We start from the raw sequence: 16,772 nt of genomic DNA, 5'->3' as shown, positions 1-16,772 counted from the left end.
TGGTGACGTACTCGGTGGACTGCTCGTAGGTGGACAGGATGGGCAGCGCCAGGGCGGACGTGGTCGCGGCGAGCGTCAGGAAGGTGCGGCGCGTGGTCTCCATGGCCTCACTCCTCGCCCTCGGCCTCGCGCAGCGCGCGGCCCCACGGCTCCGCGGGGTCGTGGATCGCGACGGCCAGGGTCGTGTCGGACTGGCCGTAGTACGCGAACCACTTCCCGTGGAACTTCACCAGTCCCTCCACGAAGGTCACGTTCGACACCAGGCCGTGCAGATCCTCGAAGCTCTGCGGGCGCAGCCACGGCTCCTGCATCCGGGCGATGACCTTCGTCGGCTCGTCCGGGTCGATGGCGATCTGCCCGCAGCGGTAGTCGACGTCGACCGTGCCGTCGTCGTGCACCGTGCGTGTGGCGCCGTTGGTGAGCATCACCAGCAGCCCGTTGTCGGTGACCACGGGCGAGGTGCCGATCTCCACCAGCGCCTCGTCCCAGGTGCCGGGCGTGGGCGTGTACATCGGCTCGGTGTCGGGGGTGCCGGGTGTCCAGTGGAGGAGGTCGTCGCTGGTCGCCCAATAGATGCCGCCCTCGCCGAAGTACATCCACCACTTGCCGTGCATCTTCTGCGGGACGATCACCCCGGCCTTCGACCAGTTGAACCCGCGCGGGTCCATGGTCTTGAAGGTGTCGAAGTCGTCGAACAGCGGGCCGTGCCTGGTCCAGGTGCGCAGGTCGGTCGAGGTCGCCAGGCACAGCTGCGCGCTGTGACGGTCCCAGCCGGTGTAGGTGAGGTAGTAGGTGCCGTCGATCAGCGCGATGCGCGGATCCTCGCAGCCGTAGCGCTCGTAGTCCTCGACGGGGGAGAGGATCGGCGCGTCCTCGCGCGTGAACGTGACCCCGTCGCGGGAGCGGGCGAGCCCGATGTGCGACACGATGTCGTCGGCGTGCGCGCGGTACAGCAGCAGCACCTCGTCGCCGTCGACCAGGGCCGCCGGGTTGTAGAGGTTCGCCGACTCCCAGCTGTCGCCGCGCGGACGCAGGATCGGGTTCCCCTCGTAGGGGGTGAACGGACCGAGGGGGAAGGATGCTCCGGTGAACATGGATGCCCTTTCTGGCTAGCCCTTGACGGCCGCGCCGAGGTCGGTGGCCTTGAAGAAGCGCTGGAAGACGATGAACAGGATGACGACGGGGAATGCGAGTGCCGTGGCGCCCGCGAGGATCGCCCCGTTCGGGTTGGCCGTGGACTGCGCGACGTTGGAGATGTAGTTCGCGAGCGACACGGCGAGCGGCTGCAGCGACGCGTCCTTCGTGATGAGGAACGGCCACAGGAACTCGTTCCACGGGCCGATGAAGGTGACCAGCACCACGGTCACCAGCACGGGGCGGATGAGCGGGATCGCGACAGAGGTGAGCAGGCGGATCTCGCCCGCGCCGTCGATGCGCGCGGCTTCGAAGATCTCCGTGGGCAGCGCCCGGAAGAACTGCACGAAGATGAACACCGCGGTCGTGTTGATGAGGAACGGCAGGATCATGCCCAGATACGAGTCGCCCAGACCGTAGTTGCGCGTGATCTGCACGTACAGCGGGATCATCAGCAGCTGGAACGGCACCATCTGCACGAGCAGCATCAGCACCCAGATCACGCCGCGGCCGCGGAAGTCGAGCCGGGCGATCGCATAGCCGGCGAGCAGGCCGAACACGACGGTGCCCAGCAGCACGCCGAGCGTGAAGATCATCGAGTTGACGAGCGAGCCGACCAGGTCGATGCGCGAGTCGATCGCGACGAAGTTGTCGACCGTCCACCCGCCCGTGGGGATGAGCTGGCTGGGCGAGTTCGTCGGGTTCTCCTGGAACGCGCCGACCAGCATGAAGTAGAACGGGAAGGCGAAGCCGATCGCCGCGATCGTGAGCGCGATCACGCTCAGCACGCGGGGCAGGGTGTTCTTCCGGCGCATCATCGCTCCCTCGTCGCGCGGTTGGCGGCCAGCGACAGCATCCCCACGAGCACCACCAGGATCATGCCGATCGCGGCCGCGGTGTCGGGGTTCTGCTGCTGGATGCCCAGCTGGTAGATGAGCAGCACCGGCGTGGTGGACGCGCCGTCCGGCCCGCCGCCGTTGGTGAGCAGGTACGGCTCGGTGAAGAGGTTCGCCCCGGTGATGATCGAGAGGATCAGCACGAGCGTGGTCGCACTGCGCACGCCGGGGACGGTCACGTTCCAGAACCGGGCGAGGGCGCCGGCGCCGTCGGTCTCCGCCGACTCGTACAGCTCCTTCGGCACGTTCTGCAGCGCCGCCAGGTACAGCAGGATGTAGAAGCCGAGCTGCTTCCAGGTGACGTAGAGCGCGATCATCGGCATGGCCAGCGCGCTGTTCACGAGCCACGACGGGTCGGGCGCGAGCGGCCCCAGGATCGTGTTGACGAGCCCGTTGCCCGAGAACAGCAGCATCCACACGCCCACCAGCGAGACGCTCGCGGTGAGGTACGGCACGTAGAAGGCCACGCGGTACGCGGCCACCCAGCGGATGCCGGTGTTCAGGGCGGCTGCGAGCACGAGCGCCAGCACCGCCGTGAGCGGCACGTTGATCACCAGGAACACGAGGGTGTTGCGGAACGCTCCGAGCACGCGCGGGTCGGTGAGCACCGTGACGAAGTTGTCGAAGCCGACGAAGGGACGGTCGACTTCGGCGCCCGGCGCGGTGAAGAAGTAGTCGTGGAAGGCGATGTAGACCGCGAAACCGAGCGGATACGCGAAGATCGCGATCACGAACACGAGGTACGGCAGCGCGAAGAGGCCGCCGATCGGCTGCGCACCCAGCCACCGGGTGCGCAGCCGTCGGTTGTCGGTGGTCATGTCACTCGGCGACGAGCTCGTCGACCTTCGCGGCGGCGTTCTTCAGGAAGTCGGAGGTCGACTCCTTCGCGAAGATCACCGCGGACGAGTACTCGTCGCGGAACGCCTGCCAGGCCTCCACCGAGTTCGGGATGCTGGGCACGTCGGCCGTGTTCTCCGCCTGCTCCGCGAACGCCACATAGTCCGGGTTGGCGGAGAAGTAGTCGGCGTACGTGTCGGTGAGGTCCGTGCGCATCGGCATCTGGCCGGTCGCCTCGAGCAGCTGGCCGTCGGCCTCCTCGCTCGTGGAGAACTTCAGGAACTCCCACGCGGTCGCCTGGTTCTCGCAGGCGGTGAACATCGACACGCTCTTGGAGTCGGCGAACGTGGTGGGGTTTTCGCGGCCGTCGCTGGTCGGCACGGGCATGAAGCCCACGTCGACCGTCTCGGCGTACGACGGGATGGCCCAGGGGCCGGCGAGCTGCATGGCCGTGGTGCCGGCAGACATCGCGTCGTCGGTCGCCGCCTCGTTCGGCGCGAGCTTCTCCTCGTACACGGTGGCCCAGAAGTCGGCCACGGTCTTGCCGTCGTCCGAGTCGAACGTGGCCTTGCCGTCCTCCACGAGCATGGTGCCGTCGGTCTCGGCGAGGTACAGCGGATAGAAGTCGAACCACGGCTGGTAGAACTCGCTCGTCGGCGCGGGCCAGATGGCGCTCTGCACGCCCGAGTCGACGATGGCGCGCGCCCCCTCCAGGAACGCGTCGTACGTGTTCATCTGCGGGTCCTCGGGGTCGAGCCCGGCGGCCTGGAACAGGGTCTTGTTGTACATGACCATGACCGGGTTCGACTTCCACGGCAGCTGGTAGTACTTGCCGTCCGTGGCGTAGGGCTCGACGTCGCCGCTGCGCTCGGTGATGTAGTCGCTGCCGCCGTCCATCGAGCTGAGGTCGACCAGGCCGCCCTGCTTGACCCAGCCCGACACGGCCGCCGGCGCGACGTTGTAGACCAGGCACGGGGCGGTCCCGGCGGTGATCGCCGCGGTGATGGCCTCCTCCGAGGACGAGCCTGCCGGGATCTCCTGCGCGGTGACCTTCTCGTCGGGGTGCTCCTCGTTCCAAGCGTCGACGACCGCCTGACCCCAGGCGACCTCCTGCTCGTTGTTCGACAGCCAGATGTCGATGGGGCCGGTGCCCTCGGCGGAGCCTTCGCCGCCTCCGCCGCCGGACGAGCATCCGGTGACGACGAGCGCGACGGCGCCCACGAGTGCTGCTGCGCGGATCTTCTTCATGGTGTCCTCCTTGACGCGATGGGTGGTGCGGGGGGCTCAGGAGCCGGTGCTCTCCCGGAAGTGCACGACGTTGCAGTCCACGACCTCGGTGCGCGGTTCGGCGCCGAGGATGCTCTCCTGCAGCAGCCGGGCGGCCGCGCGGCCCCGGGCGGCCGGATCGGACGACACGCTCGTGAGCGCGGGGGAGAGGTGGGCGGAGAGGTGGTCGTCGTCGAAGCCGGAGATGGCCAGGTCGCGGGGGATGGCGAGACCCTGCGAGCGGGCGAGGGAGAGCCCGGCGATGGCCATGGTGTCGTTCGAGTAGAGGATCGCCGTGGGGCGGTCGGGCAGCGCGAGCAGTTCCTCGGTCACGTCGCGCCCGCTCGAGGCGGTGAAGTCGCCCTCGCGCAGCAGCTCGTCGGAGCCCGCGGCCTCGGTGTAGGCGGCGGCACGGGCGGCCGAGTGCACGTAGTCGAGCGGGCCGGACACATGGGCGATGCGGGTGTGCCCTGCGGCGCGGAGCCGGTCGAGGATCTCGCGCATCGGCGCGGCGTCGTCGGTGCGCACGCACGAGAACGGGCTGGGCTGGTCGTAGGCGCCGACCAGCACGGTGGGCAGCCCGAGCTCGTCGAGGAAGGGCACGCGCCAGTCGTCGGTGCGCAGGTCGAGCAGCAGCGCGCCGTCGGCCCGGCCGCGGGCGAGCGTGCGGTACGCGCGCTCCTCGGCCTCGCGACCCTGCACCACCTGGAGCACGAGCGCGGTCTCGGTCTCGGCGAGCACCGACTCGACCCCGGCGATGAACGCGGGGAAGAACGAGTCGTTCGCGATGACCTCGGGGTCGCGCGCGAGGACGACGGCGATCGCGTTGGCGCGGCGCGTGGCGAGGGCTCTGGCGCTCTGGCTCGGAGCCCAGTCGAGCTTGCGGGCCGCGGCGAGCACCTTCGCCCTGGTCTCCTCGGAGATGGGGCGGTTGCCGCTGAGCGCGTGCGACACGGTGGCCTTGGTGACGCCGGCCTCGCGGGCGACGTCGGCGATCGTGGTGCGGCCCATGCCGCCTCCTCGCGGGTGTCGGGCTCACTCGGGCGCGTGAACCGGTTTGACGAGTGTAAACCGGTTTGACGAAAGGCGTCAAGAGCGGGATCGCGGACGAGCGGAGGGTCAGACGAACCGGACGGTCTGCTGCAGGCGCGTGCGCACGTCGAACAGCTCGTTGCCGCCGATCGCCCTGGCCCCCGGCACCCCCTGGCGCAGCACCATCGCCAGCGCACTGCGCCGCACCACCACGACCGGAACCCCGCGGGTGCTGCCGAGCGGGGTCACCGCCTGCGCCAGATCGTCGTCCGGCAGCACCACGATCGCGCCGCCGAACCTGACCTTCGCGGCCTTCGCCACCTGACGCATCCGGCCGAGCGCCGCCGTCACCGGAGCCCTGGTGCCCAGGCTCGGGCCGGTGATCTCGCCGCGGCGGAAGCCCACCACCCCGCCGAAGTCCTCCGACATGATGCCGTACAGGCCCGAGGGACTGAGCACCACGTGGTCGAGCTTGTCGTCGGGCGTCTGCCCGGCCGCGACGTCGTGCCACACGGTGAAGCCCATCCCGAGGTCGGACACCGTGCGCGCGGTCGCCTCCTCCGCGAGGGCGTCGGCCAGCATGCGCCGCAGCTCCCGCGGCGCGGCCCGCACGAGAGCCGGCGCGTACGGGTCGGGCACCTCCACCCCGTGGCCCGCCCACTCCCGGATGAGCGTGAGGTAGCGCTCGCGGCGCCATCCGCCGGGCTGTCCGTACGACCGCGCCCGCGGACGGGTGTCGGTGCGCGCGGTCTGCGGTCGCCAGCCGCTCCACTCGGCGCCGTCGTCGGTCACGCCCGTGCGGCGGTCGTAGGCCGCGCGACCCTCCGCCGTGCCGATCAGCTCCCACGCCCGCTGCACCTGGATGAACACCGCGGCGTCGCCGCCCGTGTCGGGGTGCGTCTGGCGGAGGCGGAGGCGGTAGGCCCGGCGCAGCTCCGCGTCGTCGACGGACGGGTCGACCTCGAGGATCTCGTACGGCGAGGCCGAGAGCGGACTGTCGAACATCGCTCTCCTTCCGCGACCGCGGCGTCCAGGATAGCCGCCGCGCGTATGCGCCCGCCGGGAGTGCCGGTCAGGCGGGCACGTCGACCACGCGCTCGACGCCGGTCTCGAGGCGCACGGCTCCGGCCGACGCGGCGGCGAGGTCGTCGGACAGTCGCGGCAGCTCCTCCGCAGGAACCCACAGCTCCAGGCGCGCGGCCTCTCCGTAGTGCGGCGTGCCGAGGGTCGCGCCGTGCTGCTGCGCCCACTCCCGCAGCAGGTTGTCGTAGCGCCCGGCGTCGGCGTGGGGCACCTCGACCGTGGTCTGGGTCAACGCCCGTCGGTGCACGAGCGCCGCGCGGTCGAGGGCCTCCGACACCGCGGAGCCGTACGCGCGCACGAGCCCGCCCGCCCCGAGCTTCACCCCGCCGAAGTAGCGCGTCACGACCGCGACCACGTCGGTCAGTTCCCGCCGGCGCAGCACCTCCAGCATCGGCACTCCCGCGGTGCCCGACGGCTCGCCGTCGTCGGAGGAGCGGGCCTGATCGCCGCGCAGCCCCGTGACCATGGCCGTGCAGTTGTGGTTCGCGTCCCACGCGCGCTTGCGCACGGCCGCGATCACGGTCTCCGCGTCGGCTACCGACGCCACGGGCGCGACCAGCGTCAGGAAGCGCGACTTGCGGATCACGAGCTCGTGCTCCACCGGGGCCGCGATCGTCGCGGGGTAGGGGTGGGCGGCGGTCACGGCCTCACGATACCGAGGTCGTCCGCCGCCTCCGTCGAACGATGGACGCACGGGCGGGCCGTCGGGGGAAGAATGTGAGCATGTCGTCGCCAGAGCCCGCACCGCGCCCCGGCACCGGTCGGTGGTCGTGGGCGACACTGGTGGGCTCGATCCGCGTGGGTCAGGCGGTCATCACCGCGGTGCTGCTCGGGGTCGGCGTGGTCAGGGCGGCGATCGACGGCGTGCCGCTGCCGTGGGTGCTCGCCCTCGGACTGGTGTTCCTCGGGTGGTACGGCGGCGGGCTGCTGCTCGGCGAGCGCACGGCCGACCGGCGCCTCGCGACCTGGTGGCTGCTCGGCCTCACCCTCATCTGGCTCGGGGCCGTGGTCGTGTCGCCGGAGTTCGTGTGGCTGGCGTTCGCGCTGTGGCTGCTCGCCGGGTTCATCCTGCCGCTGCGGTGGGCGGTGCCCCTCAGCGTGCTCGTGCTCGCGGTGGTGATCCTCGCCCCGGTCGTGCACACCGGAGAGACGACGTACGCCAACGTGATCGGTCCTCTCGTGGGCGGGGTCTTCGCGCTCGGCATCTCCCGGGGCTACCTCGTGCTGGTGCGCGACGGCCGGGAGCGACGGCGGCTGATCGCCTCGCTCGTGGCCACGCAGGAGGAGATGGCCGCGGTGCAGGACGAGCTCGCCCGCATGCAGCGCGAGTCGGGGGCGAGCGCCGAACGCACCAGGGTGTCGCGCGACCTGCACGACACCGTCGCGCAGAGCCTGTCGTCGGTGGGGATGCTGTCGCGCGCGGCGCTCGCGGGCGACAACCAGGAACAGCGCACCAGGGCGCTCGAGCAGATCGGTGCGCTCGCAGCCGAGGGGCTGGCCGACGCGCGGCGCATCGTGAACGACCTGATGCCCGCGGAGCTGGAGTCCACCGCGCTCGCCGACGCCCTCGCGCGGATGCTCGACCGCCTGTCGGACGAGACCGGCATCGACACGACCCTGCACGCCGACGACGAGCTGCCGCCGCTGGGCATCGACGCCGAGATCGCGCTGCTGCGGACGGCGCAGTCGGCCCTCGCGAACGTCCGCACGCACGCCGGCGCCTCCCGCGTCGTGGTGACCCTGGCGGATGCGGGCGACGCCGTGCGGCTCGACATCGTAGACGACGGGGCGGGTTTCGACGCGTCCCGGTGGGATGCGCGCGGCACGTCGGGGGCGGGCGGCGGCTACGGGTTGCGCTCGATGCGGGCGCGGCTGCGGGAGCTCGGCGGAGGCCTCGACGTGGAGAGCGCCCCGGGCGACGGGACGGCCCTCTCGGCGCACGTGCCGCTGCGGACCGCGGGCCCTCGGGAGACGGGAGCGCTGCGGTGACCGCGGTGCGGGTGCTGCTCGTCGACGACCACCCCATCGTCCGCGCGGGGGTGCGGTCGCTGTTCGACCACCGCGACGACGTGGAGGTCGTGGGCGAGGCGGCGTCGGGGGAGGAGGCGGTCGCCCTCGCGCGGCACCTGCACCCCGACGTCGTGCTGTGCGACCTGCGGCTGGGCGCGGGCATGGACGGCGTGCAGACCACGGCGGCTTTGCGTGCGCAGGACCCCGCCCCCGCCGTGCTCATCCTGACCACGTTCGACCGCGACGCCGAGATCCTCGGGGCGGTCGAGGCGGGCGCCGCGGGCTACCTGCTGAAGGACATCGCCCCGGACGACATCGTGCGTGCGGTGCGTGCGGCCGCGTCGGGCGGGCTCGTCCTCACGCCGGAGCTCAGCGAGCGCGTCGGCCAGGTGCTGCGGGCACCCCGGGTGCGTCTGACCGACCGGGAGCTCGACGTGCTGCGGCTGCTCGCCACGGGCGCCTCGAACCGCGAGATCGCGAAGACCCTGTTCGTGACGGAGGCCACGGTCAAGACCCACCTCGTGCACGTGTTCGAGAAGCTCGGCGCGGACAGTCGCGCCAAGGCCGTGGCGATCGCGCGCGAGACGGGCGTGATCTGAGCCCCGCATCTCCACCGTTCGATGGATCCGCGGATTCCCGGCCCGACGGAGGCTGGGGGTGACCCGAAAGGAACACCCATGCGCCGACTCTTCTACGCCGCGTTCGCCTCCATGCTCGCCGGGGTCGCCTCCGGCCTCTTCTACCGCGAGTTCACCAAGCTCAATGACTTCCCCGAGGGCGCCCCGACGCAGCTCGGGCTCGTGCACACCCACCTGCTGGTGCTGGGCTTCGTGGTCTACCTGATCGTGCTGCTGCTGGAGCGGGCGTTCACGCTCTCCGCGAGCCGCCTGTTCGGCTGGTTCTTCTGGCTCTACACCGCCGGACTCGTGCTCACTTCGGCCATGCTGCTGTGGCACGGCTCCCTGACGGTGCTCGGCCTGGAGTCGTCCAAGATGATCGCGGGCATCGCCGGACTGGGCCACATGCTGCTCACGGCCGGGATGGTGCTGCTGTTCCTCGCTCTGCGCAAGTGCCTGCCCGCCGCGCGACCCGTCGCGGCACCCGTGTCCGCCACCGCGAGCGTCTGACCTCGCCGCAACTCCTCAGAACCGCGGCGTCACACGCGAATCGGCGGGCTCCCCTCCCTGGGGCCCGCCGATTCTGCGCAGTCGCGTGCGTCTAGTGTGCGTCGATGCTCTCGTCGCGCAGGTAGGCGATGTGCGCCTCGTGCCGGGCGATGTGATGGGGCGACTTGCGCACGAACACCCACGCGACGATGAGGATCGCGAACCAGATCGGCGTGACCAGGAGGGCCGTCAGCGTGTCGGGCTGGGTGGTGAGCGCCCACAGGATGAAGACGAAGAAGGCGAGCACCACGAACACCATGAACACGCCGCCGGGCATCTTGAACGCCGAGGCCGCGGCCTTCTCCGGACGGGTGCGCCGGTACTTCAGGTAGCTGCACAGGAAGATCGTCCACACGAACATGAAGCACACCGCCGACACCGTGGTCACCATGTCGAACGCGGTGCCGATGTCCTTGCCCGCATAGAGCAGCACCACGCCCGACAGCAGCAGGATGCAGGAGAGGAACAGGGCGTTCTGCGGCACGCGGCGCTTCGACAGGCGGGCGAACATTCGCGGCGCATCGCCGTCCTGCGCGAGGCCGAACACCATGCGCGAGGTCGAGTAGATGCCCGAGTTCGCGCTCGACATGGCCGAGGTGAGCACCACGAGGTTGACGACGGTCGCGGCGATGCCGAGGCCGGCGAGGGCGAACATCGCGATGAACGGGCTCTCCCCGGCCACGTACTCGGTCCACGGGGTGACCGCCATCAGCACGATCAGCGCGCCGACGTAGAACAGCAGCACGCGGATCGGGATCGCGTTGATCGCTTTCGGGAGGTTGCGCTTCGGGTCTTTGGTCTCGGCGGCGGCGGTGCCCACGAGTTCGATCCCGACGAACGCGAACACCGCGATCTGGAAGCCCGCGACGAAGCCCATGAACCCGTGCGGGAACATGCCGCCGTGCTCCCACAGGTTCGAGAAGCTCGCGGTGCCGGCGTCGTGCTGGAAGCCGGTGAACACCATCACCAGACCCGTCGCGATGAGCGCCACGATCGCCACGATCTTGATGAGCGCGAACCAGAACTCCATCTCGCCGAACGCGGCGACGGTCGGCAGGTTCAGCGCGAGCAGGATCACCACGACCAGCAGGCCGGGGATCCACAGCGGGATGCCGGGGATGAGCGCATCCGTGTACCCGGCGATCGCGATCACGTCGGCGACGCCCGTCACCACCCAGCAGAACCAGTAGGTCCAGCCCGTGAAGAACCCGGCCCACGGGCCGAGCAGGTCGCTGGCGAAGTCGCTGAACGACTTGTACTTCAGGTTCGACAACAGCAGCTCGCCCATCGCCCGCATGACGAAGAACAGCATGAACCCGATGATCATGTAGACGAAGATCACCGAGGGCCCGGCGACCGAGATCGTCTTGCCGCTTCCCATGAACAGGCCGGTGCCGATGGCGCCGCCGATGGCCAGCAGCTGGATGTGCCGGTTGCTCAGTGCCCGCCGCAGGTGCTGCTCGCTCCCCGCATCGGCGGTGGCCCCCGTGCTGTTGATCGCCCCCGTGTCTTCCTTCGTCACGCTGTCTCCTCCGGTCTTCGTCGACACGCCGCGACACTCGCGTGCCGGCGACTGATGCAGAGTAACCACCGCGGTGCGCTCGCCCGAAATCGGCAGAGAAGCTCCGGCATTCCGCCCCCCGGTGTTCCCTCGTCCCGAAACGATTCGATAAACTGGTCGCTCCCCGATCCGCCCTTCGTCTTCTGCGAGCCGCTCTTCATGGCCACCACCCTCACCACGGGCCGTCCGTGGCGTGTCATCCTCGCCTTCTCGATCCCCCTCCTGCTCGGCAACGTCGTGCAGCAGCTGTACCAGTTCGCCGACGCGATCGTGGTCGGGCGCCACCTCGGCGTCCAGTCGCTCGCGGCGGTCGGCGCGACCGGCAGCCTCCTGTTCCTGCTGCTCGGGTTCGCGTGGGGCCTGACGAGCGGCTTCGCGATCCCGGTCGCCCAGGCCTTCGGCGCCCGAGACGATGCCGCCGTGCGCCGCTCGGTCGCGACCGGGGTGCTGCTGAGCGGCATCACCAGCGTCATCCTCACCGTGGTCGCGCCGCTCATCGCCGGGCCGATCCTGGCGCTGCTGCAGACCCCGTCCGAGCTCATGCCCGAGGCGACGGTGTTCACGCAGATCAGCTTCCTCGGCGCGGGCGCGACAATGTTCTTCAACTACCTCTCCGCGATCATCCGCGCGATCGGCGACTCCAAGACCCCGCTGGTGTTCCTCACGGTGTCGTGCGCGCTCAACGTGGGGCTCGTCGTCCTGATGGTGGGGCCGCTGGAGTGGGGCGTCGCGGGGGCCGCCCTGGCGACCGTGGTCGCGCAGGCCGTGTCGGTGATCCTGTGCCTGGAGTTCGTGCGGCGCCGCCTGCCGATGCTGCACCTGCGCCGCGCCGACTGGCGCATCACCGGCTCCGACATCGCGGAGCATCTGCGTCTCGGCCTGCCGATGGGCTTCCAGGCGTCGATCATCGCGATCGGGACGCTCACGGTGCAGGTGGCACTGAACACCCTCGGCGCCGACGCGGTGGCGGCGTACACCACGGCCTCGCGCGTGGACAGCCTCGCGGTCGCCCTGCTCTCGTCGCTCGGGCTCGCCGTGTCGATGTATGCGGCGCAGAACCACGGCGGACGGCGGCCCGACCGCATCCGCCGCGGCGTGGTCGAGGCGACGTGGATGGCGGTGGCCGCCGCGATCGTGCTCGGCGGACTGCTCATCGCGTTCGGCGCTCCCATGGTGCGGCTGTTCGTCGGAGAGGGCTCCGACGGCGTGGTCGACATGGCGCACCGGATGCTCATCATCAACGGCTGCGGCTACTGGGCACTGGGCATGCTGTTCGTGCTCCGCGGTGCGCTCCAGGGGCTCGGGCACACGCTCGTGCCGACCGTGACGGGCGTGATCGAGCTGGTGATGCGCGTCGGGGCGGCCGTGGTGCTCGGGGCCATGATCGGCTTCGACGGCGTCGCGCTCAGCAACCCGCTCGCCTGGGTCGGGGCGATCCTGCTGCTGGTGCCCGCGTACGTCCGTGCCCACCGCGGTCTCGCGAAGCTCCCGGTCGCTCCGGCCGAGGCGACCGAGACCTCGGCGATCGCGATCGTCGGGCCCACCGACGGCTCGATGGTCGTCGACGCCGTGGTCACGCAAGCGGTGCGGGTCGTGCGCCCTCGGCGCCTGCGCTGGCCCGTTCGCCGCTGACCGCATGCCTCCGGAGCGCCCCGCGGTCCTCGCCAGGGCCGCGGGGCGTTCGTGTGCGTTGCCGATCCAGCCGATATATCCCTCTGGAGGATGATGCGGATCGGACTTGAGACGGATGGCCCGGAGGGGACACACTTCTAGTGTCGAGAATGCGGGAATTCCGCAGACCGGGGGGTCAACATGACGACATTGAGGGTGGCCAGCGAGCTGGCAGCGGTCCTGATTCCGATCGGATACGTGGGCGCGGCGATCGCCGTGATCTGCGCGATCGTCGCCGGGATCGCGATCGCGCGGGGTGCCGGTGGTCTCACCGGCGGGGCCGTCGGGGTCTGGATCGTCGGGGCGCTGCTGAGCGTCACCGCGTCTTTCGGCAGCCAGTGGCTGGCGCTGATCATCTCGGGCTCCGCACTCGTGCTGATGCTCACGATCGGCGGCGTCGTGCGCGGCATGGTGGGCGCCGCGGGGCTGACGCGCCGCAGCGAGGCGCCGGCCGAGGCGCTTCCGGTGGCCGCGGCTCCCGCGAAGACCGGGACGCCGAAGGTCGCCGCGGTGGTCAAGGCGGCGACGTCGTCGACGCCCACGTCGCCCGTCGCCGTCGTCTCCTGAGCGCTCAGCGGTAGTCGCGGTCGCGGTGCTGCCGTGAGTCGTCGCCCGACGCGACGCGCTCGGCCTCGCGCGCCCGCAGCTCCACGCGACGGATCTTGCCCGAGATGGTCTTCGGCAGCTCCGGCACGAACTCGATGATCCGCACCCACAGGTGCGACGACAGGCGCTCGTGCGCGTACGCGAACACGGATCGCGCCGCGGCCGTCTCGTCCGCCGCATCCGCGGTCAGGCACACGTACGCCTTCGGCACCGCGAGCCGCGTCGGGTCGGGGCTGGGGATCACGGCCGCCTCGACCACGAGCTCGTGCTCCAGGAGCACCGACTCGAGCTCGAACGGCGAGATCTTGTAGTCCGAGGCCTTGAACACGTCGTCGGAGCGCCCGATGTAGGTGAGGTAGCCGTCGTCGTCGCGCACCGCGATGTCGCCCGTGTGGTGGTAGCCGCCGGCGCGTGACTCCGCCGTCTTCTCCGGGTCGTTGTAGTACCCCGCCATGAGTCCGAGCGGCGCGCGCGACAGGTCGAGCGCGATCTCGCCCTCCCGCTCGACCACCGCGCCCGTGGCGGGGTCGAGCAGCACCACCGGGTATCCCGGCAACGGGCGGCCCATCGAGCCGATCTTCACCGGCTGCCCGGGGGAGTTGCCGATGCACGCCGTCATCTCGGTCTGGCCGAAACCGTCGCGGATGGTGCCGCCCCACGCCTCCCGCACCCGGTCGATGACCTCGGGGTTCAAGGGCTCGCCGGCGCCCACCAGCTCGCGCGGAGGGTGCGTCAGGCGGCCCAGGTCGGCCTGGATGAGCATGCGCCACACGGTCGGCGGGGCGCAGAAGGTCGACACGTGGTGGGTGTCCATGACCTGCATGAGCGTGTTCGCGTCGAACCGGGCGTAGTCGTAGACGAACACGGTGGCCTCGGCCAGGAACGGCGAGTAGAAGCTCGACCACGCGTGCTTCGCCCACCCGGGCGATGAGATGTTGAGGTGCACGTCGTCGGGGCGGACCCCGAGCCACCACATGGTCGACAGGTGCCCGACCGGATACGAGACGTGGGTGTGCTGCACGAGCTTCGGCCGGTTCGTGGTGCCCGAGGTGAAGTACAGCAGTGCGGTGTCGGACGCGGGGGTCGGGCCGTCCGGCTCGAACGCGGCGGGCGCGGCGGCGGAGTCGGCGTAGCGGGCCCAGGCGGGCGGGGCCTCGCCGACGCCGATGCGGAGGATGTCGGGGCCGAGACCGTCGACCCGTTCGGCGAGAGTCCCGAGGGTGACGACGGCGCTGGCGCGGCCGTGCTCCACGCGATAGGCGAGGTCGGTGGCCGACAGCAGCGTGGACGTCGGGATCGACACCGCCCCGATCTTGGTGATCGCCAGCATCACCTCCCACAGCTCGATCGTGTTGTTGAGCATCACGATCACGTGGTCGCCGCGGCGGATGCCGAGCCCCGTGAGCCAGGACGCGACCTGGTCGGAGCGGGCGGAGAGCTCGCCGTACGTCCACGACCGCAGGCGAAGGTCGGCGTCGACGATCTGCACGGCGGGGCGCTGCGGATTCTCGGCGGCCACCACGTCGAACCACTCCAGGGCGAAGTTGAATTCGTCGACCTGCGGCCACGCGAATCCCGCCCGCGCGGCGGCATAGTCCGTGGCGTGCTCGAACAGGAAGTCGCGCATCTCGCGGACGGCGTTCGTGGCGGCGGTGGCACTGCGGCTCATGGTGCTCCTTTGCTGGCGTGCACTCCATCTTTCCGCGTCGGCCCGCCGGACGGCACGCCCCGCGCCGCTGAGCTAGCGGGGGAGCAGGCCGGTGCCGTCGCGGAGCTCGAACACGAGCTGGGTCTCGGTGCCGCGCACGACCGGGTGGATCGTGATGTGTTCCAGCACGATGTCGCGGAGCGCCGTCGCATCCTCCACCGCGACGTGCACCAGGAAGTCGTCGACGCCCGCGACGTGGAACACCTGCAGCACGCGGGGCACCGCGACGAGGGCGTCGAAGAGCGCCGTCACCTTCGGCCCGGTGTGATTGGCGAGGCGCACCTTGATGATCGCCTGCAGCGGGTATCCGAGCGCCGCGCCGTCGACCCGCACACGGGTGTCGCGGATGATGCCGCGCTCGCGCAGTGCCCGCACGCGGTGCGCGCACGTGGACTCGGCCAACCCCAGCCGATGCGCGAGAGCCTTGTTCGTGATCTCCGCGTCGCGGGTCAGCGCCGCGAGCAGCTCCAGATCGGTCTCGTCGAGTTGCGCTTTCGCCAAGGTGCCGCCCTCCCACCCGCCGCATGTTGCACAGAATATCGAATGAGGCCTCCGTTCCCGCGGATGCTGTCGAATTCCGGCGATTCTCTCACGTTTCCGGCAACGTGGAGGCATGACCGCACCGCTGCATCCCGACACGATCGCCGTCCACAGCGGCCGCTCCGACCTGGAGGGGCTCGGCGTCCACGCGCTGCCGATCGACCTGTCCACCACCAACCCGCTGCCCGATGTCGAGCGCGGGGGCGACTCGTACGAGGCCATGGCCACCGGGGGCCGTCCGCCCGCCGACGGCAGCATGGTCTACGCCCGACTCTGGAACCCCACGGTCGCGCGCTTCGAGGAGGCCCTCGCCGAGCTCGAGCACGCGGAGGCCGCGGTCGCGTTCGCGTCGGGCATGGCCGCCATGACCGCGGTGATCCTCGCCCGCACCGGTGCGACGGGCACCCGCCACGTGGTCGCGGTCCGTCCGCTGTACGGCGGCACCGACCACCTGCTGGGCTCGGGGCTGCTCGGCGTCGACACCACGTACTGCCGCCCCGAGGAGGTCGCCGCGTCGATCCGTCCCGACACCGGGCTCGTGGTCGTCGAGACGCCCGCCAACCCCACGCTCGACATCGCCGACATCGCCGACGTGGTGCGCCAGGCCGGCGGCGTCCCGGTCGTGGTCGACAACACGTTCGCCACCCCGGTGCTGCAGAACCCGATCGACCTGGGCGCGGCGATGTCGCTGCACAGCGCCACCAAGTACCTCGGCGGCCACGGCGACGTCATCGCCGGTGTCGTCGCCTGCGACGAGGAGACCGCAGAAGCGCTGCGCCGAGTGCGTGCGGTGACCGGGGGGCTGCTGCACCCGCTCGGCGCATATCTCCTCCACCGCGGGCTCACGACCCTGCCCGTGCGCGTGCGGCAGCAGCAGGACACTGCTCGCCGCCTCGTGCAGTGGCTGATCGACCGACCAGAGGTCGCCGAGGTCTTCTACCCGGGGCTCGACGGGGATCCCCGCGGGATCCTCGGCCGGCAGATGCGCGGCACGGGCGCCATGATCGCGATGCGGATGCGGGGCGGGTACGCGGCGGCGTCGGCGGTGGCGTCGGCGACCTCGCTGTTCACGCACGCCGTGTCGCTCGGGGGCGTGGACTCGCTGATCCAGCACCCTGCCGCTCTCACGCATCGTCCGGTGCCCCCGGAGGCACGACCCGCCGCCGACGTGCTGCGGCTGTCGATCGGCCTCGAGAATGCGGACGACCTGATCGCCGACCTGGACCGCGCGTTCGCGGTGCTCGCCGAGCGCTCGACGGGCG

At 70.8% G+C, this 16,772-nt stretch carries 16 protein-coding genes; 6 read left to right on the top strand and 10 right to left on the bottom strand.

What is annotated here, in order from left to right; all coding sequences use genetic code 11:
* Positions 1–107 precede the first annotated feature (107 nt).
* The 7 genes from DW299_RS05775 to DW299_RS05745 form a co-directional block, all read right to left on the bottom strand.
* The gene (locus DW299_RS05775; RefSeq protein WP_136035999.1) at positions 108–1,094 is read right to left on the bottom strand and encodes a glycoside hydrolase family 130 protein; all 987 of its coding nucleotides are present in this window, start codon (positions 1,092–1,094) and stop codon (positions 108–110) included.
* A 15-nt stretch (positions 1,095–1,109) separates the two neighbouring features.
* On the bottom strand, positions 1,110–1,952 hold the full coding sequence (locus tag DW299_RS05770) for a carbohydrate ABC transporter permease (RefSeq protein WP_136028565.1): 843 nt from the start codon (positions 1,950–1,952) through the stop codon (positions 1,110–1,112).
* Positions 1,949–2,848 (bottom strand): carbohydrate ABC transporter permease, encoded by a 900-nt coding sequence (locus tag DW299_RS05765; protein ID WP_136028566.1) that lies wholly within the window; start codon positions 2,846–2,848, stop codon positions 1,949–1,951. Before DW299_RS05765 ends, DW299_RS05770 begins: the two co-directional genes overlap by 4 nt.
* A 1-nt stretch (position 2,849) precedes the next feature.
* Positions 2,850–4,115: an ABC transporter substrate-binding protein gene (locus DW299_RS05760; protein WP_136035998.1), complete on the bottom strand. Its 1,266-nt coding sequence runs from the start codon at positions 4,113–4,115 to the stop codon at positions 2,850–2,852.
* Positions 4,116–4,151: 36 nt separating this feature from the next.
* Positions 4,152–5,144 (bottom strand): LacI family DNA-binding transcriptional regulator, encoded by a 993-nt coding sequence (locus DW299_RS05755; protein WP_136035997.1) that lies wholly within the window; start codon positions 5,142–5,144, stop codon positions 4,152–4,154.
* A gap of 108 nt (positions 5,145–5,252) precedes the next feature.
* Positions 5,253–6,170, bottom strand: coding sequence for a J domain-containing protein (locus tag DW299_RS05750; protein ID WP_136035996.1), 918 nt, complete (start codon positions 6,168–6,170; stop codon positions 5,253–5,255).
* Between the two features lie 67 nt (positions 6,171–6,237).
* On the bottom strand, positions 6,238–6,891 hold the full coding sequence (locus tag DW299_RS05745) for an IMPACT family protein (protein ID WP_136035995.1): 654 nt from the start codon (positions 6,889–6,891) through the stop codon (positions 6,238–6,240).
* Between the two features lie 80 nt (positions 6,892–6,971).
* Here DW299_RS05745 and DW299_RS05740 point away from each other — a divergent pair, with 80 nt between their 5' ends.
* From DW299_RS05740 to DW299_RS05730, 3 genes are all read left to right on the top strand, one after another.
* Positions 6,972–8,237, top strand: coding sequence for a sensor histidine kinase (locus DW299_RS05740; RefSeq protein WP_240745326.1), 1,266 nt, complete (start codon positions 6,972–6,974; stop codon positions 8,235–8,237).
* Complete coding sequence (locus DW299_RS05735) at positions 8,234–8,857, top strand: response regulator (RefSeq protein ID WP_136035993.1); 624 nt, start codon at positions 8,234–8,236, stop codon at positions 8,855–8,857. The genes DW299_RS05740 and DW299_RS05735 overlap by 4 nt, the downstream gene beginning before the upstream one ends.
* 78 nt (positions 8,858–8,935) lie before the next feature.
* A complete protein-coding gene (locus DW299_RS05730) occupies positions 8,936–9,385 on the top strand; it encodes a DUF2871 domain-containing protein (protein WP_136035992.1) in 450 nt (149 codons plus the stop codon).
* 91 nt (positions 9,386–9,476) lie between these two features.
* Here DW299_RS05730 and cycA read toward each other — a convergent pair whose 3' ends face one another.
* Positions 9,477–10,922 (bottom strand): D-serine/D-alanine/glycine transporter, encoded by a 1,446-nt coding sequence (cycA, locus tag DW299_RS05725; protein WP_136036001.1) that lies wholly within the window; start codon positions 10,920–10,922, stop codon positions 9,477–9,479.
* A gap of 222 nt (positions 10,923–11,144) precedes the next feature.
* Here cycA and DW299_RS05720 point away from each other — a divergent pair, with 222 nt between their 5' ends.
* Together DW299_RS05720 and DW299_RS05715 are read left to right on the top strand one after the other, a co-directional pair.
* Positions 11,145–12,617, top strand: a complete 1,473-nt coding sequence (locus DW299_RS05720) for an MATE family efflux transporter (protein ID WP_136035991.1) — start codon at positions 11,145–11,147, stop codon at positions 12,615–12,617.
* A gap of 180 nt (positions 12,618–12,797) precedes the next feature.
* The gene (locus tag DW299_RS05715; protein WP_136035990.1) at positions 12,798–13,223 is read left to right on the top strand and encodes a hypothetical protein; all 426 of its coding nucleotides are present in this window, start codon (positions 12,798–12,800) and stop codon (positions 13,221–13,223) included.
* A gap of 4 nt (positions 13,224–13,227) precedes the next feature.
* Here DW299_RS05715 and DW299_RS05710 read toward each other — a convergent pair whose 3' ends face one another.
* Positions 13,228–14,931 carry an AMP-binding protein gene (locus DW299_RS05710; RefSeq protein ID WP_136035989.1) on the bottom strand — a complete coding sequence of 568 codons (1,704 nt, stop codon included), beginning with the start codon at positions 14,929–14,931 and terminating at the stop codon, positions 13,228–13,230.
* A 72-nt stretch (positions 14,932–15,003) separates the two neighbouring features.
* On the bottom strand, positions 15,004–15,471 hold the full coding sequence (locus tag DW299_RS05705) for an Lrp/AsnC family transcriptional regulator (RefSeq protein WP_136029008.1): 468 nt from the start codon (positions 15,469–15,471) through the stop codon (positions 15,004–15,006).
* A 112-nt stretch (positions 15,472–15,583) separates the two neighbouring features.
* Here DW299_RS05705 and DW299_RS05700 point away from each other — a divergent pair.
* Positions 15,584–16,772 (top strand): trans-sulfuration enzyme family protein (locus tag DW299_RS05700; RefSeq protein ID WP_136035988.1); only part of this gene is annotated, 1,189 nt, incomplete at its 3' end.

The sequence above is a fragment of the Microbacterium sp. K35 genome (assembly GCF_004794375.1).
Lineage (GTDB): Bacteria > Actinomycetota > Actinomycetes > Actinomycetales > Microbacteriaceae > Microbacterium > Microbacterium sufflavum.
This window is presented reverse-complemented; position numbering and strand designations above follow the sequence as displayed.